This is a genomic window from Nocardioides stalactiti (assembly GCF_014180715.1).
In the GTDB taxonomy this organism is placed as follows: domain Bacteria; phylum Actinomycetota; class Actinomycetes; order Propionibacteriales; family Nocardioidaceae; genus Nocardioides; species Nocardioides stalactiti.
Window position 1 is genome coordinate 38203 of record NZ_JACEFC010000010.1, and the last position, 22968, is coordinate 61170.

20 protein-coding genes are annotated in these 22968 nt (G+C 72.3%); 7 read left to right on the plus strand and 13 right to left on the minus strand.

Going from position 1 to position 22968, the window contains the following annotated elements; translation table 11 throughout:
* The first annotated feature begins 27 nt into the window (after window positions 1-27).
* Window positions 28-990 (plus strand): sigma-70 family RNA polymerase sigma factor, encoded by a 963-nt coding sequence (locus tag H0487_RS03525; RefSeq protein WP_183092846.1) that lies wholly within the window; start codon window positions 28-30, stop codon window positions 988-990.
* An 85-nt stretch (window positions 991-1075) separates the two neighbouring features.
* Here the strand turns inward: H0487_RS03525 and H0487_RS03530 are convergent, their stop codons facing one another.
* The 3 genes from H0487_RS03530 to coaE form a co-directional block, all read right to left on the minus strand.
* Window positions 1076-1675 carry a hypothetical protein gene (locus tag H0487_RS03530; RefSeq protein ID WP_183092847.1) on the minus strand — a complete coding sequence of 200 codons (600 nt, stop codon included), beginning with the start codon at window positions 1673-1675 and terminating at the stop codon, window positions 1076-1078.
* Between the two features lie 177 nt (window positions 1676-1852).
* Window positions 1853-2164, minus strand: coding sequence for a hypothetical protein (locus H0487_RS03535; RefSeq protein WP_183092848.1), 312 nt, complete (start codon window positions 2162-2164; stop codon window positions 1853-1855).
* A 224-nt stretch (window positions 2165-2388) separates the two neighbouring features.
* Window positions 2389-2988 carry a dephospho-CoA kinase gene (gene coaE, locus H0487_RS03540; RefSeq protein ID WP_183092849.1) on the minus strand — a complete coding sequence of 200 codons (600 nt, stop codon included), beginning with the start codon at window positions 2986-2988 and terminating at the stop codon, window positions 2389-2391.
* Window positions 2989-3023: 35 nt separating this feature from the next.
* Between coaE and H0487_RS03545 the strand changes: the two genes are divergently transcribed.
* Window positions 3024-4307, plus strand: coding sequence for a class I adenylate-forming enzyme family protein (locus H0487_RS03545; protein WP_183092850.1), 1284 nt, complete (start codon window positions 3024-3026; stop codon window positions 4305-4307).
* Here H0487_RS03545 and H0487_RS03550 read toward each other — a convergent pair.
* Both H0487_RS03550 and H0487_RS03555 read right to left on the minus strand, forming a co-directional pair.
* On the minus strand, window positions 4264-5091 hold the full coding sequence (locus H0487_RS03550; protein ID WP_183092851.1) for a CE1 family esterase: 828 nt from the start codon (window positions 5089-5091) through the stop codon (window positions 4264-4266). The two genes, H0487_RS03545 and H0487_RS03550, sit on opposite strands and share 44 nt — an antisense overlap.
* A gap of 6 nt (window positions 5092-5097) precedes the next feature.
* Window positions 5098-6063 carry a helix-turn-helix domain-containing protein gene (locus H0487_RS03555; protein ID WP_183092852.1) on the minus strand — a complete coding sequence of 322 codons (966 nt, stop codon included), beginning with the start codon at window positions 6061-6063 and terminating at the stop codon, window positions 5098-5100.
* A gap of 93 nt (window positions 6064-6156) precedes the next feature.
* Here H0487_RS03555 and H0487_RS03560 point away from each other — a divergent pair, with 93 nt between their 5' ends.
* Entirely contained in the window at window positions 6157-6312 is a 156-nt protein-coding gene (locus H0487_RS03560) for a hypothetical protein (RefSeq protein WP_183092853.1), read from the plus strand.
* A 78-nt stretch (window positions 6313-6390) separates the two neighbouring features.
* Here the strand turns inward: H0487_RS03560 and rpsA are convergent, their stop codons facing one another.
* Entirely contained in the window at window positions 6391-7869 is a 1479-nt protein-coding gene (rpsA, locus tag H0487_RS03565; RefSeq protein WP_183092854.1) for a 30S ribosomal protein S1, read from the minus strand.
* Between the two features lie 136 nt (window positions 7870-8005).
* Here rpsA and H0487_RS03570 point away from each other — a divergent pair, with 136 nt between their 5' ends.
* From H0487_RS03570 to H0487_RS03585, 4 genes are all read left to right on the plus strand, one after another.
* Window positions 8006-8836, plus strand: a complete 831-nt coding sequence (locus tag H0487_RS03570) for a class I SAM-dependent methyltransferase (protein WP_312855808.1) — start codon at window positions 8006-8008, stop codon at window positions 8834-8836.
* 120 nt (window positions 8837-8956) lie between these two features.
* Complete coding sequence (locus H0487_RS03575; protein WP_183092855.1) at window positions 8957-11440, plus strand: hypothetical protein; 2484 nt, start codon at window positions 8957-8959, stop codon at window positions 11438-11440.
* 97 nt (window positions 11441-11537) lie between these two features.
* Window positions 11538-12236 carry a class I SAM-dependent methyltransferase gene (locus tag H0487_RS03580; protein WP_183092856.1) on the plus strand — a complete coding sequence of 233 codons (699 nt, stop codon included), beginning with the start codon at window positions 11538-11540 and terminating at the stop codon, window positions 12234-12236.
* Window positions 12233-13282 (plus strand): hypothetical protein, encoded by a 1050-nt coding sequence (locus H0487_RS03585; RefSeq protein WP_183092857.1) that lies wholly within the window; start codon window positions 12233-12235, stop codon window positions 13280-13282. The genes H0487_RS03580 and H0487_RS03585 overlap by 4 nt, the downstream gene beginning before the upstream one ends.
* Window positions 13283-13320: 38 nt before the next feature.
* Here the strand turns inward: H0487_RS03585 and pgfA are convergent, their stop codons facing one another.
* From pgfA to H0487_RS03615, 7 genes are all read right to left on the minus strand, one after another.
* Window positions 13321-14298 (minus strand): cell envelope lipid trafficking protein PgfA, encoded by a 978-nt coding sequence (pgfA, locus tag H0487_RS03590; protein WP_183092858.1) that lies wholly within the window; start codon window positions 14296-14298, stop codon window positions 13321-13323.
* On the minus strand, window positions 14286-15545 hold the full coding sequence (locus tag H0487_RS03595; protein ID WP_183092859.1) for a glycosyltransferase family 4 protein: 1260 nt from the start codon (window positions 15543-15545) through the stop codon (window positions 14286-14288). Before H0487_RS03595 ends, pgfA begins: the two co-directional genes overlap by 13 nt.
* Window position 15546: 1 nt before the next feature.
* Window positions 15547-16401: a glycosyltransferase gene (locus H0487_RS03600; protein WP_183092860.1), complete on the minus strand. Its 855-nt coding sequence runs from the start codon at window positions 16399-16401 to the stop codon at window positions 15547-15549.
* Window positions 16402-16504: 103 nt separating this feature from the next.
* Entirely contained in the window at window positions 16505-16636 is a 132-nt protein-coding gene (locus H0487_RS23790) for a hypothetical protein (protein ID WP_281370598.1), read from the minus strand.
* 58 nt (window positions 16637-16694) lie between these two features.
* Window positions 16695-18413, minus strand: a complete 1719-nt coding sequence (locus H0487_RS03605) for an MmpA family trehalose lipid delivery protein (protein ID WP_183092861.1) — start codon at window positions 18411-18413, stop codon at window positions 16695-16697.
* Window positions 18410-20161: a hypothetical protein gene (locus H0487_RS03610; RefSeq protein WP_183092862.1), complete on the minus strand. Its 1752-nt coding sequence runs from the start codon at window positions 20159-20161 to the stop codon at window positions 18410-18412. Before H0487_RS03610 ends, H0487_RS03605 begins: the two co-directional genes overlap by 4 nt.
* Window positions 20158-22968: alpha-(1->3)-arabinofuranosyltransferase domain-containing protein (locus tag H0487_RS03615; protein WP_183092863.1), on the minus strand; the 2811-nt coding region annotated here is incomplete at its 5' end. The genes H0487_RS03615 and H0487_RS03610, both read right to left, overlap by 4 nt.

Below are 22968 nucleotides of genomic sequence, written 5' to 3' on the forward strand. Positions count from 1 at the left end.
AGCGGGTGTACGCGAAGGAGGGTGGCGATGGCAGCAGCAGCAGTGGCCAGCAGGCGCGGAGGACGAGAGATCGAGGGGCGCGACAGCGTCGGGCTGTACCTCGACGAGATCGCCCGCACCCCGTTGCTCGACGCCGCCCGTGAGGTCGAGCTCGCCAAGACGATCGAGGCAGGTCTCTACGCCCAGTCGTTGCTCGACGAGGGCCGTGTCGCCCGCGCCAAGGGCGGCGCGCCCAAGCGCGCGACCCGTGAGGAGCTCGAGTGGATCGCCGAGGAGGGCCAGCGGGCGACGACGGAGTTCATCAACGCCAACCTGCGTCTGGTCGTCTCCATCGCCCGCAAGTACGGTCGCGCGCAGATGCCGATGCTCGACCTGATCCAGGAGGGCAACACCGGCCTCATCCGCGCGGTCGAGAAGTTCGACTACGCCAAGGGCTACAAGTTCTCGACCTACGCAACGTGGTGGGTACGGCAGGCGATCACTCGCGGCATCGCCCAGCAGGCCCGTGTGGTCCGGCTGCCTGTGCACGTGGTCGAGGAGCTCAACCAGGTCGGCGGTGCCCGCCGTACCCTCGAGCGTCAGCTCGGCCGCGAGCCCAACCCCGAGGAGATCGCCACCGAGCTCGGCATGGAGCTCGAGCGGGTTCTCGACCTGATGTCGTGGGGCCGTGAGCACGTCAGCCTCGACACCCCGGTCGACGAGGACGGCGACACCTCGCTCGGCGACCTGATGGCCCAGGAGACCGCCCCCGGCCCTGACCTGACGTTCCTCGACACCGAGGCACGCGACCGGCTCAACACGCTGGTCAACCAGCTCGACGAGCGGGCCGCCGACATCATCCGGTCGCGCTACGGCCTGGTCGACGGCCGCCAGCACAAGCTCGCCGACATCGGCGCCAAGCACGGCATCTCCGCCGAGCGCGTGCGCCAGCTCGAGCGCGAGGCACTGCAGAAGCTGCGCCGCCTCGGCGACCCCGACATGGCCGCCTGAGTCAGCTCGACCGGCTCGCCAGCTCTACGACGACCTCCGTCACCCGGTGACGGAGGTCGTCGCGCGTCCGGGGCGGGTTGCTGTGTCAGCCGAGGCGTCGGGTGCTGCCATCGGCGAGGTGCGCCGTGTAGGTCCACGTCTCGGAGGGGTGCTCGGAGTCCGGCTCGACCGACGGCCACCAGGCCGCGAAGCGGTCGCCCGCCACCGACGCCTCGATGTCGAGGCCTGTCGAGGTGTGGACCGTGACACCGACGACGTCGCTGCCGACGTAGCCGTGGAACCAGATGAACCAGCCCTCCTCGGTGCTGCCCTCCATGCCCTCCGTCACCCTGACGTGGCCGGGGGCCACGACCGGAACGTCGACCGCGACGGGATGGTAGGTCCCGAAGAAGGCTCGCCGCTCGCCCGCCGAGCGTCCCACGAGGTCGTTGGGCATGAGGCACACGGCCTCCCTCCCTGGGCCGGCGACGACGACGTAGGTCCACTCTCCGCGTCGCTCTGCCAGCGCGACACGTGCGCCCTGTTCGGGGACCCCGAAGACGCCGCTGCAGGTGGCAGCGGCCCTGCCGGCGGCCACGTCCGAGAGCGGCACCGGCCTCGGCGTCCACGACCCGTACGCCGAGCCTCCGTCGAGAAGCAGGCTCGAGAACGCGACCGCGACGGCGCCGGAAAGGCCCGCAGCCACCCACCATCGAAGTCGAAGGCGGAACGGTCGGCGTACCGATTGTGCGGGATGACCCCCACTTGATTCGGCCACGGGGAACCGCTGTTCGCGCTCGCGTGATGAAGGTGCACTGGGTTCCATGAGCTGCTCCTGTCCGGAAACGTCCGAATGGGTCATTTCGAGTTCAGCGAAGATCAACTAGTCGGTCCACTGCGTCAGGTCGTCCCACTCGTACGGATCCCACTTGTCCGCGCCGGCTCCTGCGAAAGCGCTATAGGGCAGCCGGACGCCGCCGATCTTGTCGTCGTCGTCGTCCATCTGGACTCCGAGGCTGAAGCCGGCGTAGGAGAGCTCGTAGTCGGAGCTCCCACCGTCGTCCTCCCACCAGTAGAAGACGACGTCACACGTGGTGTAGCCGAGCTCTCGGGGCCCCTGCCACCAGTCGTCGTCGTTGTTGAGGTTGGTCCAATTGTGGGACGAGTACTCGACGCCGCCGCATCCCCTGTGCACAGGACGATCGATGCCACCACCAGGGGACGAGACACCCTGAAGGGACGATCGCGTTGCCATCGTCCCCGAAGCCCTTCGCACGCCGATGAACCACGCACCATCTGAATCACGCCTCCCGATCGACATCAACCTGATGTCACGTGGACGTGCGGGAGGGCGGTTTCCTTACGCGGTTCCGGCAGGTTTCTCGAAAGCTCTCAGTTCTCGAGGTTCTGGCTACGCCGTCAGGGCGCCGTCGGCCCGGTCCGCAGCTCGGCGACGACCTCCGTCACCCGCTGCCGGAGATCCGCGAGCGTCCCGGTGTTGTCGATGACGTACGTCGCGATGGCGCGGCGGTCCTCGCGGGTGGCCTGGGCGGCGATCCGGGACTCGGCGTCCTCGCGGGTCCAGCCGCGGTCGGTCAGCATCCGCTCGACCTGGACCTCAGTCGGGGCGTCGACGACGATCACGGCGTCGAAGGTGTCGGCCCGGCCGGACTCGGCCAGCAGCGGGATGTCGTGGACGACGAGGTCGTCGGCCGTCGTCGCCGACTCGAGCGCGATGATCCGCTCGAAGACGAGCGGGTGCACGATGCTCTCCAGCAACCGCCGCTTCTCCTCGTCGCCGAAGACGATCGCGCCCACGGCCGGGCGGTCCATCTCGCCGTCCGCGGTCAGGATCTCGGGCCCGAACGCCGCGACCACCTTCTCCAGCCCGGGCGACCCCTTGGCGACCACCTCGCGCGCCAACTGGTCGGCGTCGATGACGACCGCCCCCAGCTCGCGCAGGATGCCCGACACGGTGCTCTTCCCCGAGGCCACTCCCCCGGTCAGTCCGATCCGCACACGGCGACCCTACTGGTGGCCTCTAGGGTGACGCCGTGGAGCAGGGAGCACTGACCGAGGGCGACCGGGTCGCGCTGCTGGTGCCCGGCTCGCACGCCTACCTGGACCTCGTCCACCGGCTGCTCACCGCCGGGGTGTTCCCGATCCCCCTGGACCCACGGTTGACGACCTCCGAGCGTGCCCGGATCCTCGCCGCCCTGGAGCCGACCCTCGTGGTGGAGGACGAGGTCGCACTCGCCCGGCTGGCCGCCGGCCTGCCGCCGCCCGGCCTGCCGCGAGGCCGCCCGATGCACTGCACCAGCGGCACGACCGGTACCCCGAAGGGCGTCTGGTCCGGGCTGCTGGACCCGCCGGCCGCGGCCGCGCTCGTCGCCGAGGAGCGGGACCTCTGGGGCTTCAGGGCCGACGACGTCAACCTGGTGCTGAGCCCGCTCTACCACTCCGCTCCGCTGCGGTTCGCGCTCGGCACCGTGCTGGCAGGCGGGCGGGTCGTGATCCCCGGCCCCTTCGACCCGGAGGCGGTGACCGCCGCGATCATCGCCGAGCGGCCGACCACGATGTTCTGCGTCCCGACCCACCTCCAGCGCCTGTTCGCGCACTGGGAGGACGCGGGGGTCCCCGACCTCTCCTCGTTCCGGCTGGTCGCCCACGCGGGCGCCCCGTGCCCAACCGACGTCAAGCGCCGGCTGGTCGAGGTGTTCCCGCCCGGGTCGACCTGGGAGTTCTACGGCTCGACCGAGGGCCAGTTCACCGCCTGTCGCAGCGAGGAGCAGGAGCAGCGCCCGGGCACCGTCGGCCGCGCCCGACCCGGACGGCTGCTCGCTGCCGACCCCGACGGCACGCTGTGGTGCGTGGTCCCCGACTTCGCCCGCTTCACCTACTACGGCGACCCGGACAAGACCGCGGCGGCGTGGCGCACGACGCCGGACGGCCCGGCGTTCACCGTCGGCGACCACGGCCGCATCGACCAGGACGGCTACGTCTTCCTCGACGGCCGCCGGGAGGACCTCATCATCAGCGGCGGCGTCAACGTCTACCCGACCGAGGTCGAGCAGGTGCTCGGCGCCTGCCCCGGCGTCACCGACGTGGCCGTCTACGCCGAGGCGGACGCGGACTGGGGACAGCGGGTGTGCGCGGCGGTCGTCGGCGACGTCAGCGAGGAGACGCTGGCGTCGTACGCCCGCAGCCACCTGGCCCCGCCCAAGCGGCCCAAGACCTGGGTCTTCCGCGAGGAGCTGCCCCGGACGCTCACCGGCAAGGTACGACGCGACGAGCTCAGTCAGGGAAGTTCGCGAGGATCCAGCGGGTCGCCTGCTTGAACTGCGCCCACGCCATCGTGTGGCCCTGACGCGGCAGGACACGGAGCCAGTAGAGCGACCCGCCCCGCATCCGCGCGGCCAACGACGCCACCGACGGGAGCGTCCGCTCGGCCCCGAGGATCGTCACCGTCCCGCCGTCGAGCGGCACCGTCGGGTCCTGGGCGCCGTGCCACTGGCCGATCCGCACCTTCGCGGTGTCGCAGCTGCCGGGATAGGTCGCGGCGAGCCCGGCCACCGTCGCGGCGAGGTCGGGCCGCTCGCACGCCACGCGCAGCGCCAGCATGCCGCCGTTGGAGAGCCCCATCATGCCGACCCGGTCGCGGTCGACGGGCCAGCGGCCATCGATGTTGGTGATGACCCGCTCGAGGTAGCGCACGTCGTCGACCGGCTCCTCGGTGCAGCAGAACCCGGCGTCCCAGCGCATCGACCCGTCCTTGCTGACGGCGAAGACGAAGATCGTCTCCCTGCTGATCGCGTGCAGCCCGCCGAGCCAGCCGTCGGCCGTCTCCCGGTCCTCGGCCCCTCCTGCGCCGTGCAGGAACACCACGACGGCACGACGGCGGCCCAGGAACTCGACGCACGCCTCGGAGTCCGCCGGACGGCACGTGGGCACCCGGGCGAAGTAGGTGCGGCCGTCCGCGAAGGTGCGCTTGGTCGTGTCCCAGGAGATGGTCGGACCCTGCGCTGCGGTGGCCGTCGTCGGGAGCGTGCTCCCCGCGCCCAGCACGCCAACGAGGAGCACGATCAGCGCCCCGAGGGCACCCTGTCGTCGAGCGGTCGTCATGACCCGTCAGGAAGCCTGGTCGCGCGGGGCTGGGCAGAACGTCCGGCGATACTGCTGGGGGCTGACGCCCCGGACCCGCTGGAAGTGATGGCGCAACGCGGCCGCGTTCCCGAAGCCGACCTCGCCGGCGATCCACTCGACGGGCTGCTCGGTCGTCTCGAGCAGCTCCTCGGCGGCGGCGACCCGCTGGGCGGTCACCCAGCTGTGCGGCGTCGTGCCGAGCTCGTCGCGGAACCGCCGCGCGAACGTGCGCGACGACATCAGGGCGCGCCGGGCGAGCGAGTCGACGCTGTGCTCCTCGGCGAGGTTCTCGAGGATCCAGGTGAGCAGCGGCCGGAGGGTGTCGGCGTCGCAGTCGGGCACGGCACGCGCGATGAACTGAGCCTGCCCACCGTCGCGGTGGGGCGGTACGACGGCGCGCCGGGCGATCATGCTCGCGACCGCGGCGCCGTACTCCTGTCGCCAGATGTGGAGGCAGGCGTCGAGGCCGGCTGCCGTCCCGGCGCTGGTGACGACCTGACCGGTGTCGACGTAGAGCACCTCGGGCACGACCTTGGCACTGGGGAACCGGCGCTGGAGCTCCTCGGTGTACATCCAGTGCGTCGTGCACTCGCGGCCGTCGAGCAGTCCGGCCTCGCCGAGCGCGAACGCTCCGCTGCAGACCGACAGGATGCGCGCACCGCGGTCGTAGGCCTCGCGGATGGCATCGATGACCTCGCTCGGGACCGTCTTGCTGCGGGGGACCGCGGGCACGGCGACGAGGTCGGCGTCGCGGACCCGGTCGAGTCCCTCGTTGACCTGGAGGGAGAAGCCCATCGTCGTCGGGATCGGCTCGGGAGAGGCAGCACAGACGGCGAACTCCAGCCGGGGCACGCCGTGCTCGGTGCGGTCGAGCCCGAAGGCCTCGCAGAGCACGCCGAGCTCGAACGGCGCCACGCCCTCGTAGGCGAGGACAGCCACGTTGGTCAGCATCGCGCCATGCTCGCACGGGTATGGCAGCAAATCAACGTTAGGCGGCTTTTCTGCCACTGGTGGCAGGATCACGAGAGGCGCAGACTTTCTGCCATGACCACCGCATTCCTCCTCCTCGTCATCCTGTCGTCCGTCGCCGGCACGATGTACATGATCTGGCGCGACGCCCGCGGCCCCCGGCCCGCTCCCCTGTCCCACCGCACCGACGCCGACTTCCTCCCCCCGGCCTCGGTCCTGTCGACCCGCTGACCGCCGTCCCCGCACAAAGCCGGAAGGCCCGCTCACCGTGAGGTGAGCGGGCCTTCCGTGCGTGGTGCTAGCGGTGGATCAGTTGCCGCCGGTCAGCTTCTCGCGGAGCGCCTGGAGCGCCTCGTCGGACGCCAGCGAACCGCCGACCTCCTCGGCCACACCGGTGTCGGAGGAGTACGACGTCGCCTCGCCGGCCTCGATCTCGGCCTGCTTGGCGTCGGCCTGCTGCTTGACGTGCGCCTCCCAGCGAGCGTGCGCCTTGGCGTACTGGTCCTCCCAGACGCCGCGCTGCTCCTCGAAGCCCTCGAGCCACTCGCCGGTCTCCGGGTCGAACCCGTCGGGGTAGACGTAGTTGCCCTGCTCGTCGTAGGTGGCCGGCATGCCGTAGAGGGTCGGGTCGAACTCCTCGACGTCGACCGCAGCGGTGGTCTCGTTGGCCTGCTTGAGGGACAGCGAGATCCGGCGACGCTCGAGGTCGATGTCGATGATCTTGACCATGACGTCGTCGTTGACCTGGACGACCTGCTCCGGGATCTCCACGTGGCGCTCGGCCAGCTCGGAGATGTGGACGAGGCCCTCGATGCCCTCCTCGACGCGGACGAACGAACCGAACGGCACCAGCTTGGTGACCTTGCCCGGCACGATCTGACCGATCTGGTGGGTCCGCGCGAAGTGCTGCCACGGGTCCTCCTGCGTCGCCTTCAGCGACAGGGAGACACGCTCGCGGTCCATGTCCACGTCGAGGACCTCGACGGTGACCTCGTCACCCACGGTGACGACCTCGGACGGGTGGTCGATGTGCTTCCAGGACAGCTCCGAGACGTGGACGAGACCGTCGACGCCGCCGAGGTCCACGAACGCGCCGAAGTTGACGATCGAGGACACGACACCCTTGCGGATCTGACCCTTCTGGAGCTGGGTGAGGAAGCCGTGGCGAACCTCGGACTGGGTCTGCTCGAGCCAGGCACGGCGCGACAGGACCACGTTGTTGCGGTTCTTGTCGAGCTCGATGATCTTGGCCTCGAGGGTCTGACCGACGTACGGCTGGAGGTCGCGCACCCGGCGCATCTCCACCAGCGAGGCGGGCAGGAAGCCGCGCAGGCCGATGTCGATGATGAGACCGCCCTTGACGACCTCGATGACGGTGCCCTCGACGACTCCGTCGGCCTCCTTGATCTCCTCGATCGTGCCCCAGGCGCGCTCGTACTGGGCGCGCTTCTTGGACAGGATCAGGCGGCCTTCCTTGTCCTCCTTCTGGAGGACGAGGGCCTCGACCTTGTCGCCGACCTGGACGACCTCGGAGGGGTCCACGTCGTGCTTGATCGAGAGCTCGCGCGAGGGGATGACGCCCTCGGTCTTGTAGCCGATGTCGAGGAGGACCTCGTCACGGTCGACCTTGACGATCGTGCCGTCGACGATGTCGCCGTCGTTGAAGTACTTGATGGTCTGGTCGATAGCGGCCAGGAAGTCCGCCTCCGAGCCGATGTCGTTGACCGCGACCTGGGGCGCGTTGTCGTCGAACTGGCTGTACAGAGGGGTCGAGAGGGTGCTCGTCATTGAAAGGGTTCAGTCCTTGGGTGGGCAGATGTCGTAGGGATGCCGCCGAGGCAGCGCGCAGCGGTCGGTCGACCGCGACATTCCAGGGTACGCGGGTGCCCCGTGCGGCGTCCAACCGGCGGCGTACCCTCTCAGCGTGGAGCAGGTCCAGCAGCACTGGCCGCATCCCCCGGTGACGGCTCACCGGCGGGCGGTGACCGAGGAGGAGTCCCGCCGTGCCAACGGCCCTGACTGGGACCGGTACGCCGACGAGTACCAGGCGACGCACGGCGACTTCCTCGGCGACGTCGGGTTCGTGTGGGGCCCGGAGGGCCTGACCGAGGCCGACGCCGGCGTCCTGGGGACGGTCGCGGACCGCGACGTCCTGGAGGTCGGGTCGGGCGCCGGGCAGTGCTCGCGCTGGATCCGGACCCAGGGCGGGCGGGCGATCGGCCTCGACCTCTCCCACCGCCAGCTCCAGCACTCGCGTCGGATCGACGACGCCACCGGGGTCGCCGTACCGAGCGTGCGTGGCACCGCGACGGCTCTCCCGTTCGCCGACGCGAGCTTCGACATCGTCTTCTGCGCCTTCGGCGCGCTGCAGTTCATCGCGGACATCGACGTCGCCGTCGCGGAGAGCGCCCGGGTCCTGCGCCCCGGTGGCCGGTTCGCCTTCTCGATCACCCACCCGACCCGGTGGATGTTCCCCGACGACCCGACGGAGGAGGGCCTGACGGCGACCCAGTCGTACTGGGACCGCACGCCGTACGTGGAGGTCGACAACGAGACCGGGGTGATCGCGTACGCCGAGCACCACCGCACCCTCGGGGACTGGGTCGCGCTGCTGGCTGACGGCGGCTTCCGGCTGACCACGTTGCTCGAGCCGGAATGGCCTGCCGAGCACGAACGACTCTGGGGTGGGTGGTCGGCGGTGCGCGGGCGGCTGACCCCGGGGACCGCGATCTTCGGAGCCGACCTGCTGATTTGATTATCGGATCAGGGCATTTCCCCGTTTTGTACACCTGATCCGCAGAAATGTCGCCGAATTCGCGGACCTTGCCGATAGCGTCAAAGCGCTCGGTAACAATGAGACTCTAAGGACGCCCCCATGTCTGACCACCGGTCCTTGTCGCGCCTGCGGGTGGCTGCCCTTCTGGGCACCGCCACCGCGACCGCGGCAGCACTGACCCTCGCCCAACCGCCCCTCGCCCACGCGACCCACGACGCGACCGGGCACGCCGATGCCCAGGCCGTCGAGGGCGATGGCATCCTCGCGATCCTCAACACCGGTCCTCGGTGCGACGCGGACGACACCGCCATCACCGCGGAGGCGACCCCGACCGGCCGCTGCGGCGCCGGACTCGCCTTCGAGGGCGAGCAGATCGCGACCTTCACCCAGGAGGCCTCGGCCGGCAACGGCAGCTCGTCGGCGAACGCCGGCACGGCGCCGCTCGCGATCGAGGACTTCCACGCCGTCGACCTCAACGGCGTCCTCGACGGGCTGGACACCATCGACTCCGGAACGGTCCTCGACCCGGTCGTCCAGGCCCTCAACCCGCTCCTGCAGGACGCCGTCCGGGCCGCACTCCAGCCGCTCATCGACCCGATCAACGACGCGCTCCAGAGCACCCTCGCGGGGGTCGAGCAGGCACTACCGCTGTCGATCGAGATCGGTGCCGTCACCGCGCAGTGCACGGCGACCGCCGATCCTCTGGCGGCCACCGGCAGCACCGAGGTCGCCGGGATCGACATCCTGATCGAGCTCGGCTCGACCCAGGTGCGTGCCCCCATCGACCTCGGCACCGGCGCCAACGCTCCCCTCACCGTGACGGCGCCGCAGGACCTCGTGGACGGGGTCCTCGAGGGGCTGCGCGACACCTTCGAGCAGACCCTCGGCGGCGCGCTCGCGCCGCTCAACGTCCTCGTCACGGGGCTCGAGGACACCGTGATCGACACCCTGCTCGAGGCCCTCGAGCCGTCGTTGCTCACGGCTCTCACCGATGCCCTCCGTGGCGTCGTGTCGGGAACGGTCAACATCCAGGAGCCCGTGTCCCCCTCGAGCACCGGTGAGATCACGGTGCGCGCACTGGAGCTCACCCTCGTCGGCAGCACCGGCCGTCTCGCCAACGCGCACTGCGGCCCCAACACGGCCGGCACCGTGGACGACGACGACGCCGACGACGACGGACTCACCGACGACGAGGAAGACGGCCTCGGCACCGACCCGCTCGACCCCGACACCGACGACGACGGACTCACCGACGGCGACGAGGTCAACGGCGACTCCAACGACACCTACGGCAACGAGCCCACCGACCCGCTCGACCCCGACAGCGACGACGACGGACTCACCGACGGCGACGAGGTCACCGACCACGGCACCGACCCCAACGACGCCGACACCGACGACGGCGGCGTGCCCGACGGCATCGAGGTCAACACCGACGGGACCGACCCGCTCGACGGCAGTGACGACCTGGTCGACGACGACGCCGACGACGACGGACTCACCGACGACGAGGAAGACGGCCTCGGCACCGACCCGCTCGACCCCGACACCGACGACGACGGACTCACCGACGGCGACGAGGTCAACGGCGACTCCAACGACACCTACGGCAACGAGCCCACCGACCCGCTCGACCCCGACAGCGACGACGACGGACTCACCGACGGCGACGAGGTCACCGACCACGGCACCGACCCCAACGACGCCGACACCGACGACGGCGGCGTCTCCGACGGTGACGAGGTCCTCGACCAGGACACCGACCCGCTCGACGGCAGCGACGACATCCTCGATGACGACGCCGACGACGACGGCCTCACCGACGACGAGGAAGGCGACCTGGGAACCGACCCCAACGACGCCGACACCGACGACGACGGCATCAACGACGGCGACGAGGTCGACGGCTCGACGAACGACGACTACGGCGACGAGCCGACCGACCCGCTCGACGAGGACAGCGACGACGACGGACTGCTGGACGGTGCCGAGACCGGGACCCACGGCACCGACCCCAACGACGCCGACACCGACGACGACGGGCTGAGCGACGGGACCGAGATCAACGGCCCCACCAACTGCTCGACCGGGAGCACCGACCCGCTCGACGCCGACACCGACGGCGACAGCCTGCGGGACGGCGCTGAGGTCAACGGCATCCGGATCAACCAGGAGGTGCAGTTCAGCAAGACCCGGAGCCGGACCATCGGACTGGTCAAGCCGGACCCGTGCGACGCCGACACCGACAACGACGGCCTGCGCGACAACCGAGAGGTCCGAGGCATCAAGATCGGCCAGAAGGTGATCGTCCGTGACAGCCAGGGCGGCAGCTACTTCCTCGGCAAGCGCAAGTCCAACCCGCTCCGCAAGGACACCGACGGGGACGGGCTGCGTGACAAGGCGGAGTTCACCGGCAGCCGCAACGGCGCCCACGACAACCGCAAGTCGGACCCGACCAACTGGGACACCGACAAGGGCGGCGTGAGCGACGGCCGCGAGATCGAGGGCAAGTCGGACCCGTCCGACGTCCACTCCGGCCTGAAGAACCCGCGCCTCCCGGCCGGTCGTACGGCGATCGGATAACAGCGCGAGCAGCATCGACCCACGGGGGCACCGGCACCACGCCGGTGCCCCCGTGGCGTTCCCGTATCGGTCCACCAGGCACTTATAGAGTCAGGACGTGGACGACGAGGAGATCGCCAAGTCAGCCGCCCTCGAGCAGCGGCACTGGTGGTACGCAGAGCGACGCGCGCTGGTGCGTCGTACGACGTCGTCGTGGCCGCGCGGCCGCGCCCTCGACGTCGGTTGCGCCGGCGGCGGCAACACGGCCGTGCTCGCCGAGCTCGGCTGGTCGACCACGGGACTGGAGTACTCGCCGGCCGGGGTCCGGATCGCCGCGTCCCGCGGGCTCGACGTGCTCCGTGGCGACGCGACCAGCATGCCGTTCGCCGACGCCACGTTCGACCTGGTGATGGCGACCGACGTGTGGGAGCACATCGAGGACGACCACGCGGTCGCGGCGGAGTCTGCCCGGGTGCTCCGTCCCGGGGGGCGGGCCCTCGTCGCGGTCCCCTGCAGCATGAAGCTGTGGAGCGGCCACGACGTCGCGCTGGGGCACTTCCGACGCTACGAGCGAGACGAGCTCGCCGCGGTCGTGACCGGCGCCGGCCTGGTGGTCGACGACGTGTGGTCCTGGAACGTGCTGCTGCGACCGGTCGTCCGAGCCCGTCGCCGCAAGCGCAACGACTCCGAGAGCGAGATGGAGCCGGTCAGCCCGGTCCTCAACGCCGGGCTCCGCTCCGCGGTGGCACTCGAGCGGGTCCTGCCGCTGCGCCGCCTCCCCGGGGTCAGCCTGGTGGTGACGGCGCACAAGCCGTGACCTCCGCCGAGTCTCCCCAGGAGCGCTGGGTCGCCGATCCGAGCATCGGGTGGCGGATCCTGCTCACGGCGTCGCTCCCCCACCCACCCGCCGTCGCGACGGTCACCGGGCACCTCGAGGCCCTGGCGGCGTCGCACGGCTGGCCATCGCCGCCGGTACGGACGGCAGCCGACCCGGCTGCACTCCGACGGGCCCTGACCGCGGCCGACCCGGCGCCCGTCGTGGTCGGGATCGCCGGTTCCGACCTGGTCGTGTCCGCCCACCACGCCGCCGTCGACGGCCTCGGCCTGCTGCGGGTCCTCGACGGTCTGGGCCTGGCGCCCGTGCGCTCCACCGCGCGCGGGGTGGGCGAGAGGCCTGCCGAGCACGGCCTGCTCGGGACGATCGCCCGCCGGCTCGGTGAGGCGGCCGTGTCCCCTCCGGCCCGTCCTCGGCCGTCGACCCGGGGCGAGACCCCGAGCGCGACCCGGGCCGAGGGCGACGTCCTGTGCGACCTCGAGGTCGCCGGGACCTACCGGACGGCGGCCGTGGTGCACGCGGCGGTCCGCGCCGTCGTCGACCACGAGGAGGGGCTCGGCCGCGCGGCCCGACACGTGGCCGTCGCCGTCGGTGTCACCCGCGACCCCGACCCGGACTCCCCCATCGCCGACCGCAGCGCGCTGCTGCGGCTGCGGGACGTCGAGGGGCTGACCCGGCTCGACATCGAGCGCGCGCTGCGGACCGCCCCCGTCCAGGCGCCGCCCGGCGGCGGCACACGGCGCCCGTGGAGCGGAGCCGTCGGACGGGTCAGCGCCGTCGGCATGCGGGTCCTCGGGCCGCGGCTCGGCTCGACCCTGCTGGTCTCGCACCTCGGCGAGGTCAGCGCGCCGCACGTGGACCGGCTCGCGTTCCACCCGGTCACGGCTGGCGGCAGCGGGCTCTCGCTGGGCGTCGTCGGCGACCGCGGGCGCACCGTGCTCGGTCTGCGCGCGCGAGCCTCGGCATGGGACGCCGACGGCCTCGAGCGACTGCTCGAGCCCGTCGGGGGCAGGCTCACGGACGGCTGATCCGGGCGCCCACCCACTCCCTCCTGGGAGATCGGGGGTCAGGCCGTGACCAACGGCCGATCCTTGTGTGCGCCGTCGGCGAGCGGCGCCGCGACCCGGCGGTTGATGACCAGGCCGAGGCCGAGCATCAGCAGGCCGAGCAGGACCATGACGACGGGGTACAGCAGGTGCAGGCCCCCGAGCAGCATCGCCTTGCTGCCGACCGCCTCGACGTTGTCGTCGACCTGGCCGTCGGTGTAGTAGACGGTGCCGACGAACGCGGGCACGGCCTGGCCGTCGTAGACCAGCTCTTGGGTCCGCTCCTCGATCCGGTGGACCGGCGAACCGGTGACCGGCTCGACGTAGAAGGTCCGGATCATCGAGTACCGCATGTCGGCCTGGACCGCGTCCTCGACACCGAAGACGCTGCCGGGGACCTCACGGGTGTCGATGACCTGCGACTCGACGACCTGCACGAACTTGTAGACCTTGAGGCCCTGGATCTCCTCCTCGCCCTCGTAGGTCGCCGGAGCGGTCTCCTCGGTCGAGCCGTCCCACACGTCGTAGGTCTGCTTCTCGGTGCCGAACGGGAACTTGTAGATCTGGCCCTGGAAGTCGGTCGCCACCTGCTCGACGACGTCGCCGTCGGCCTCGGCCACCCAGGTGTCACAGCTCGCGCAGTCCACGGCCTCGCCGGTGACGGCGTCGAACGCGACGCGCTCGGTCGACTTCTGGAAGTTGCCGCCCGTCGCCTTGTCGATCGTGGTGACATTGACCCAGACCACGGCACCGTCGGGGGCGTCGGCGTCGACGTCCTCGCTGGTCTTGGACGTGATCCTCAGGTCGTGGGTCTCGGCCGCGAGGACCGAGGGGTCGGAATTGAAGACCTGAGCCCCGTCGGCCTGCAGGCTGGTCTCCGAGCTGTAGCCGGCGGGCACCCGGGCCAGCGCGGGGTAGGCGTAGAAGCGGGCCAGCCCGGCCGCGACGACGAGAAACACCCCCAGTCCGACGAGAACCGGTCCGATCATTCGACGCATGTCGTTCCTCCCATGACGGCCACGCGTTCGTTTCGCGGGCGTGCTTGAGCGGGGCGCACGGGAGTGCGCACCGCGAGTTCGCAGATGACCAGGTCCAGCGCCTGACGGCGCATCTCGGACCAGTCGAATCGGTGGGCCCAGGTCTGGCTCGCCTCGAACCAGCGGGCCCGGGACGCCCGGTCGGCGGCCTCGACGAGCACCTCGGCGAGGCGCTGGGTGAGCCGGCGGCCCACCTCGTCGAGGTCGGCGGCGTCGGGCACCAGCCAGCCGGTCTCGCCGGCTCGGATCGAGTCGCGCAGGCCCGGGACGTCGCGGGCCAGGGTCGGGACGCCGTGGCCGGCGGCCTCGATCACCGCCTGCCCCCAGCCCTCGGCGTCGGACGCGCAGACGTGGACGGCGGCGCGGTCGAGCAGCCGGCCCTTGGTGGCCTCGTCGACGAAGCCGTGGAACGTGACGATGCCGGTCAGCCCGAGGTCGACCGCGAGCTGCTCGAGCCGCGGGCGCTCGGGGCCCTCCCCGATGACGTCGAGGCGCAGCCCGGGTCGCTGGGCGACGAGCGCGGCCACCGACCGGAGCACGAGGTCGACCCGCTTGTGCGTCACCAGGCGGCCGAGGACGGCGATGGTCTCGGGGTCCTTGGCGGCGGGGTCACCGGCGCCGAGCGGCGGCAGGTCGGCGCCGTTGGCGAGCAGGCCCACGTCACCGCTCCAGCCGAGCCGCTCGCGCATCTCCTCGACGGTCGAGGGCGACACCCCGACCACCGGCCGACGGCGATAGACCCGCGGCATGACGCTGCGCTCGAGCCACCGGCCGAAGGCGGCGACGGGCCCGGGGAACCGGGTGGCGAACTGGTCCTGGTGGACGTGGTGCATCACCAGCAGCACCGGCGTGCGCCGACGGAGGAACAGGGGCGCGAACGACGGCAGGCCGCACGACGGGTCGATGACCGCGTCGACCTGGCGACGGCGGGCGAGCAGCCGCAGCGCCGTGTGGGCGTAGAACGAGATCGTCCCGCCCCGACGGCGGACGACGATGTCGTCCCGTACCGAGGTGGCGGGCTGACCGGGCTCGCGCGCGGTCAGGAACTCGACCTCGGCGCCACCCTCGCGCAGTGCCCGGGCGAAGTGCCAGGCGTAGATCTCCGAGCCCCCGGCCAGCGAGTGGTCGAGATCGCGCCAGTTGACCAGCACGACCCGACGACCCGCGAGCGGGCCGAGGGGCAGCAGGGACGACGGCGCGCGGCGCATCTCAGGCCTCGCTCAGCAGGGATGCGGCGGCGGGGACGGCGATGGCGACCGGCAGGGCGACCGAGGCGGGCAGCGGCATGGGGGACTGCGAACGCGCCTTGGTGGTCGCCCTGCCGGAAATCGAGGTCGCAGGAGCGGGGATGGTGACGATGCGCCGGGTCCGCCAGGCGATCCGGGCGAGCTCGGTGAACGCACCCGCGCCGTGTCGGGCCGGGACGAAGGTCGAGCCCGGGACGTCGGTCCAGGTCACCGGGATCTCCGCGATCCGGGCACCGGTCGCACGCAGCCGGACCAGCAGCTCGACGTCGAAGGAGAAGCCGGTCGCCTCGAGGTCGACGGCGACCGCACGGGCGATGCCGCCGCGGATGACCTTGAAGCCGCACTGGGTGTCGGCGATGCCGGGCACGAGACGCCGGGCGATCCGGCGGTAGGCGGCGGCGCCAGCGCTGCGGGTGCGGCAGTTGCGCACCTCGGCGACCGCACCGTCGACCGCGCGGGAACCGATCACGACGTCGGCCCCCAGCTGGAACCGGCGCCAGGCGTCCTCGAGCGCAGTCAGGTCGGTCGCACCGTCGGCGTCCATGAAGGCGACCAGGTCGGCGTTGCTGGCGAGCAGCCCCGCACGGACCGCGGCACCCTTGCCGCGGCGGGCGCACTCGACGACCCGCACCGGCAGACCAGTGCTGTCGGCAGCCCGCGCCACCTCGGCGGTGCGGTCGGTGCTGGCGTTGTCGACGACCAGCACCTCGACCTCGCCGAGGACCGAACGACGCTGCGCGACGTAGCGGCGCAGCGCGTGGAGCGTACGCGGGAGCCGAAGCTCCTCGTTGTACGCAGGAATGACGATGTGCAGCATCCGGACCCTCCCAAGCCGTCTGCGTGATCGCCTCGTCCCGCTCCCGTGGGTCGAGGCTGGTCCGACCGTCCGCGTGCTCCCCAGCTGCGGACGGTCGGCGCGATCACTCGCTCGAGTAGGTGTAGAGCTCCGCGTTGGAAACGGGCTTCTGGCCACCCTCGACAGCGTTGACGCCACCGACGAGGACAGCTGATGCGGCAAGTGCTCCGACGACCGCAGAAATGAACATGTTCATGCGAAGGTCCCCTCCCAAAGACCTGTGCCGTCCCGGTGAACCGGCCGGCACCCCTCGTTCACTGTACGTGACGAAGGTCTCTCCCACGTCGGATTCTGGCAGCCCATCCGGCCAGGAGGCAAACCCACGACGCCGCGTGTCCGGTAACAATCAGGACAACTGTCCCGGATCCGATACCACGGTCGTCGCTCTCAACCGCCGCAGGATCTCCGGCGACGAGGTCGATGAGAACGAGTTCTTCCCCGTCGTGGACCACCTCGCCCGGGGGCGGGTCGACCTCGGACATGCCCTTCTCGACCAGCACCCAGCGCACCCCGGCCCCCCGCAGCGCGACCTCCGGGTCGCGGGCGTCGAGCGCCCGGCGTACCTCCGAGACCCGCGCGTCCTCGGCCGGGACCGAACCCTCGCCGCCCTCGCCGAGCAGCACGGTGTCGTCGACGAGGACCTCGCCGGGGAAGTAGCGCGGCGCCGGGTCGAGGACGGCGCGACGGTGGTTCCAGTCGAACCCTCGGTAGGAGCCCGCCCACGGCAGCACCACCACCCGGCCCGGGTCCTCGTCGAGCACGTCCGCGACCGCTTCCCACTCCCGCGGGTAGAACGAACGCTCGAGCTCGCCGCCCGCACCCCAGGCGAGGACCGGCAGCAGCAGGACGGGCGCCGCCACGACGAGGCCGACCACCGCCCACAGCGCCTCCCGGCCCGTCCGGACCCGCTCGCTCACGGCGGCCGCGGCTCCCGCCGCGCCGATCGCGAGCACCACCCCGAACGGCGCGAGGAAGCGGTGCGAGTCGCGCAGCAACGCCAGGCCGGGCATCCGTGCGGCCAGGTCCTCGAGCAGCTCGGCCGCACCAGGAACGGCGGGTCCCGCCGCGACGATGAAGGCGCCGGCGCCCAGCGCCGCGAGCCGGCGCCACTCCCCCGGGTGCCGGCTGACGGCACGGCGCAGGCCGGCCACCGCGGCGACGGTGAGCAGGCACGACAGCAGGACGAGCGCCGTGCTCGTCCGGGCCTCGGGGAGGATCGCGGTCTTCCAGATCCCGCCCAGCGACAGCAGGCTCGCCACGAGCCCGGCACCGGACTCCGCACGGGCCGCGAAGTCGCCGAAGACGCCGTCGGTCGACAGCGTGGCTGCGTCCGCGGTGAGCGAGGGCACCACCCAGGTCAGGTTGGCGAGCACCGCCACGGCGGTCGCGGCCAGCCAGGTCCGGCGGTCACGGGTGAGGCCGACGACGGCGAGCACGACCGCCGCCATCACGCCGCTCGACGGGCTGCAGACCGCCGCCACGGTGAGCGCGACCGCGGCCTCCGGCCATCCGCGGCGCGGGTCGGCGCGCAGCCGGCGCGCAGCCAGGACGACCCACGGCAGCGCCAGGTAGCCGAGGAGGATCGCCCACTGGCCGATGAGCAGCCGCTCGTAGACCCACGGGTTCCAGAGCAGCAGGGTGATCGCGGCGGCCCGGGCGTACCAGGCGTGCTCGCGCACGACCCGGCCGACGCCGACGCCGCCGAGGAGGAACCCTCCGACGAGCAGCATCCGCTGGACCCAGCTGCCGGGCAGCACCTGGGTCACCACGGACACCAGCGCGTCCATGGGGACCGCCCGGGGCAGGGTGCCGTCCAGGCCGAGCCAAGCCGCCTTCCACGGTTGCTCCGGGACGAAGACCATGTCGCCGAACAGCCAGTAGCCCCGGCCGAGGAGGAGCGGGCCGAACACCACGAGGGCCAGGCCCGCGCTCCACGCGAGGTCGGCGACGGTCCCCGGCGCGAGGCGCTTCACGGCGTCTCCGGCAGGCCCGCGCCGACATCGGTCACGCACACGGTGCCGCGTCCGTCGCCCGAGAACCACAGCTCGTCGACCTGCCCGGCGACGTCCGGGAGCACCAGCCACACCTCGTTGGGTCCGCGGCGAGCCAGGAAGTCCTCGGTCCAGTCGTCCACGCTGACGGTGACCGTCGACTCGACGCCTGCGTAGTACCGGACCCGGAGCAGGAGCCGCCCGTCGACCGGTGCCGCCAGGCGCACGGCCCTGGTGCCCGCAGTGATTCCGTAACCGCAGTCGCCGTCCGGCCCCCTTCGGCTCGGGACCGACCCGGCGAGCACGACCGGCTCGAGGCCGCCGTCCGGACCGATCACCCGCAGCCGGGGCGACGGCCCGTCGAAGGCCGGTCGCTCCGGGAGCGGCCCGAAGATCACCGAGAACCGGTTGTCCTCCCCCACGAGCGGCAGTACCAGCTCGGGGGGCGCCTCGCCGTCGACGACCACCTGGGTGGGGTCGGCGGCCAGGTCGTCGCGCAGGTGGGTCACGTAGTCGCGGTCGGCGGTGTTCTGGAAGTGCGGGACCAGCAACGCGGTGCCGAAGCCGCTGGCGACGCCGTACGACGCCACCAGGACGCCCGCCAGCACCGAACGGGCCCGGCGGCTCGCGAGCAGCGACCAGTCCGGGGCCCCGCGCAGGCTGAGCGCGACGCACACCACCGCGGCGTGGAGCGTGTCGGCGGAGTAGCGCGGGTCGAGACCGATGATCTGACCGAACCCGGAACGACCGGCGAGCAGGAGCCCGAGGTCGGCGGCGACGTAGCCGACCAGCACCGCGAGGCCCCACCGCCGAGCGGGGCCGCCGCGCCACAGGAGCAGGCCCGCGACCGCGACCACCAGGACGATGCTCACCACGGTGACCCACGTCGCCGGCACGACGGCGCCACCGAGCGGCGCCCCGTCCCAGGGTCCGCCCACGAGCCCGGGGACGACGCTGCGGCCCACGAACGACCACGACACCTCGACCTGCTGACGCGCCGTGCCGCCGCCGCCCTCGACGTCGGTGAGCATCCCGTGGAGGACGAGGAACCCCGCCACCGCTCCGGCGGTGGCGAGCCAGAGCCACCGGAAACGCCCCAGCGCCGCGGTGAGCCGGCGCCACCCGGTCGCCTCGTCGGCGAGCGCGACAGCGACGCCGAACAGCAGGGGCAGGATGAGGACGGCTCGCTCGTGCCAGAGCAGGGCGACCGCCGTCACCAGCACGATCCCGGCCCCGTTGACCCAGGCACGACCGTCGCCCTGGCGCCAGCGCACCAGCAACCAGATCGCGGCCAGCGAGCACAGGACGTGGGGCCAGAGGAACATCGCCGCGCTCCACCACAGCGTGGGGACCAGCGTCATCGGCGCCCACGCGAACACGGCGAGCAGCACGACCCGCGACCAGCCCGCGCCGAGCAGCCGCGACAGGATCAACCAGACCAGGACGGTGGCGGCGAGGTCGACGAGCAGGATCCCGGCCGCGATGACCGGCCAGTCGTACGGCGCGTGGTGGGCGACCACCCAGAGCGTGAGCTGCTGGAACGGGTTCACGTGACCGGCGAAGTCGGAGAACAGGTAGCCCCACGTGAGGTCCGAGCGGTAGGCCCGCCCGGTCATGTAGAAGTCGTCCTGGTTGAAGTAGGAGCCCGCGAGCAGCTTGCCCCGGACCACGATCATCACCGCGATGACCCCGATCGCCGCCGCGCCCTCGCGGCCCCGCCAGCTCCTCATGACCCGCTCCTCGCGGGGGCACGGGGCGCACCGAGCACGAGCCCGGCGAGCACGCCCACCCCGATCGCGGCGACCAGGTCGGCCGGGCCCTCCAGCGCCTCCGGCCGGCCGAGCGCGTCGAGCACGCCCGACAGCGCCAGCAGCACCCCGGCACCGGACGCGAGCCGGACCCAGCCCGCGCGGGTCGAGCCGACCACGCCGAGCACCAGGCCGACCGTCGCCACCGGCCCGAGCAGCAGCAACCCCGACCCGGCGGCGACACCGCACAGGACACGACCGGGCGGCTCGGCCGCCGGCCACGCCGCGGAGGCGGCCTGATCCTCGTGGCGGCCGCGCCGGCGCAACGACAGCAGGCCGATGAGGAGCGCCCCGAGGAGCAGGGACCCGCTGACGGCCAGGCCGAGCGGCAGGATCACGTCGTACGTCGCCTGGGGCCGGTAACGCAGCTCGACCGTGGCATCGTCCGCACCCTCCGGCAGCACCCAGCCCTGCTGCCAGCCGTCGACCCGCACCGGGTCGAGCGCCTCGCCGTCGACCTCGGCGACCCAGCCGTCGTTGAAGTTCTCCGGGACCGAGAGCAGAGCGGCGTCCCCGGGCGCGACGACCGCGGTGCGGCGGGTGCTGCCCCACTGCTCGATCCGCACGTCGCGCTGCTCGGCGGTCACCGCCGGCGCCCCCGTGTCGGTCGCCAGCACGTCGATGACCTCGAACTCCGAGGTCGGCGTCGCGTGAAGTCGGTGCTGGCCGGGCTCCAGGTCGATGTCGAGCGGGTCGCCGGTGCGCGGGTCGCAGGCCTCGAACGCGAGCGGGCTCCCGTTGACGACGTCGGCCATCGTGCCCGAGACGCGGGTCGAGATCCGGCGGCCGTCGAGGAACAGCAGCGGCCCGAACCCGCAGATCGCACCGGTCGGGGTGGTCACGTCCAGCGGACGGGTGACGTTCCAGCCCGTGAGGCTGATCTCCGGTACGACGACGTGGCCGGCGCCGGGCTCCTTCTCGAACCGCACGACGAGCGTCCGGGTCCGGACCGGGTCGATCGCGACGGCGGTGTCCCCGGTGAGCGCGACCCGCTGGGTGTCCCCGCGGGCGGTGACGACCGCGCCGACCGGCGCGTCCTCCCCCGACGTCACGGTGAGACCGGTGATCGTCCGCGGCCGCTTCCACCGGAAGGTCAGGGTCGGGTAGAGGTCTCCGTCGTCGGAGACCCACGCCGTCGTGGGCTGGCCGTCGTAGGCGAAACGGGGCGCGACGCGGGGGTCCTGGCCGAAGATCGACGAGGCCGTCACCGGTGGCCGGCGCTCGACACGGTCGAGCAGCCGGGCAGCCTCCGGCGTGCTCCGGGCGACCACGTGGCCGGTGAGCGCGACCTCCTGGCTGTCGTCGAGCGCGAACGAGCGGTCGAGCCCGGACTTCTCCTCCGCGACCCGGATCCGGGCGACGTCGCACTCGGGTGCCCCGAGCACGACGAAGCAGGCGCGCCGGCCCGGGGTGGTGGTGAGGCTCCAGGACGCACCGTCGGGGACGCTGCGCGGGAGGACGAGCGTGCGCTCGGCCCGGAGGCCGTCGACCTCCACCTCGCGCAGGCCGACCCGGGCACCGCGATCGGCGGTCGCCGCGTCGACGACCCGGACCTCGACTGCCTCGACCTCGCTGCCGTCGAGCTCGACCACGGCCGGGGCGCCCGAGGTGTTGACGTCGACGCGCACCACCTGGTCGCCGGCCACCACCTCCAGGGTCCGGATCGGGGCCACGAGCGGGTCGTCGGCGACGGGCGTGACGGTGACGGTGCGGACCGGACGGGGCACGTCGAGGTCGAGACGCAGCCACTGCTCGTCGGGGTCACCGGCGAGCGAGCTCACCCAGCGGGTGTCGATGTCACCGTCGACGGCGGCCGCCGGGCCGGCCTGGACCAGCACCGGGCCGAAGTTGTCGGCATAGCCCTGGGACGACGAGGCGGTGACCGACCGGAGCCCGTCGTAGTCGGCGACCACCTCGTCGCCCGGTCCGCCGGGGCCACCCGGGAAGTCGTGCACCGCCCGGTCGACCCGGTAGGCCTCGTCGGCGGTCATCACCGCCGAGAGGGACTCGTCGTTGTTGCCGAACGCGCGTTCGCGTCGCTGGTCGGTGTCGGTGACGACGTCGGCGACCCCGTCCCAGCCGTCCTCCCCCTCCACCACCGTCGGCACGTCCGCAGGGAGCAGGCCCCCGCCCTGGAGCGCGAGCACGCTGTCGGACGCGCCGCGAACGGTCAGCACGTCGTCGAGGACGGTCGCACGCAGCACCGGCAGCCGGCCGGGCACAGCGAAGACCTCGACCTCGGCGGCACCGTCGCTGGTGCGCCCGAACCCGGCGACCCGCTCCAGGCCCGCCCGGGCCAGCGAGACCGCCGTCGCTCCGGGGTGCGGGGAGTCGGTCACGCCGCGAAGCAGGTCGCGGCGCAGGACCACGTGGGTGATCCCGGCCCGGGACAGCTCCTCGACGAGCGCCTCGGTCGCGCGGCCGGTCGCGATGACCTGGTCGAGCGCCGACAGGTAGCGGATCGACTCCCCGGGGATCAGCGGCACCTGGCTGCGGCTCACCACCGGCACGCCGCCGAGGATCGCGAGCGGCTCGTCGAGCGTCCAGCCCCACTCGTGCTGGGCGAAGCGCGCCCCGGGGACCACGAGGGTCCGCCCGCCCTCGGTGCCGCCGGGAGCGTGCTCGTCGAGGTAGGCCTGCGCCTGCTGCCAGTGGTCGGGCAGCGCGTCCCAGCCCGGCGTGCGGGTGTCGCCCTGGACGTAGGGACGCCCCAGGACGAGGACCACCAG

Excerpts from the sequence above, each read along its gene's own strand:
- H0487_RS03595 (WP_183092859.1), bottom strand. The coding sequence starts at position 15,545 with ATGCGCCGCGCGCCGTCGTCCCTGCTGCCCCTCGGCCCGCTCGCGGGT.
- H0487_RS03555 (WP_183092852.1), bottom strand. The coding sequence starts at position 6,063 with ATGCTGACCAACGTGGCTGTCCTCGCCTACGAGGGCGTGGCGCCGTTC.
- H0487_RS03600 (WP_183092860.1), bottom strand. The coding sequence starts at position 16,401 with ATGCTGCACATCGTCATTCCTGCGTACAACGAGGAGCTTCGGCTCCCG.
- pgfA (WP_183092858.1), bottom strand. The coding sequence starts at position 14,298 with ATGCGTCGAATGATCGGACCGGTTCTCGTCGGACTGGGGGTGTTTCTC.
- H0487_RS23790 (WP_281370598.1), bottom strand. The coding sequence starts at position 16,636 with ATGAACATGTTCATTTCTGCGGTCGTCGGAGCACTTGCCGCATCAGCT.
- H0487_RS03560 (WP_183092853.1), top strand. The coding sequence starts at position 6,157 with ATGACCACCGCATTCCTCCTCCTCGTCATCCTGTCGTCCGTCGCCGGC.
- rpsA (WP_183092854.1), bottom strand. The coding sequence starts at position 7,869 with ATGACGAGCACCCTCTCGACCCCTCTGTACAGCCAGTTCGACGACAAC.
- H0487_RS03610 (WP_183092862.1), bottom strand. The coding sequence starts at position 20,161 with ATGAGGAGCTGGCGGGGCCGCGAGGGCGCGGCGGCGATCGGGGTCATC.
- H0487_RS03525 (WP_183092846.1), top strand. The coding sequence starts at position 28 with ATGGCAGCAGCAGCAGTGGCCAGCAGGCGCGGAGGACGAGAGATCGAG.
- H0487_RS03575 (WP_183092855.1), top strand. The coding sequence starts at position 8,957 with ATGTCTGACCACCGGTCCTTGTCGCGCCTGCGGGTGGCTGCCCTTCTG.
- H0487_RS03550 (WP_183092851.1), bottom strand. The coding sequence starts at position 5,091 with ATGACGACCGCTCGACGACAGGGTGCCCTCGGGGCGCTGATCGTGCTC.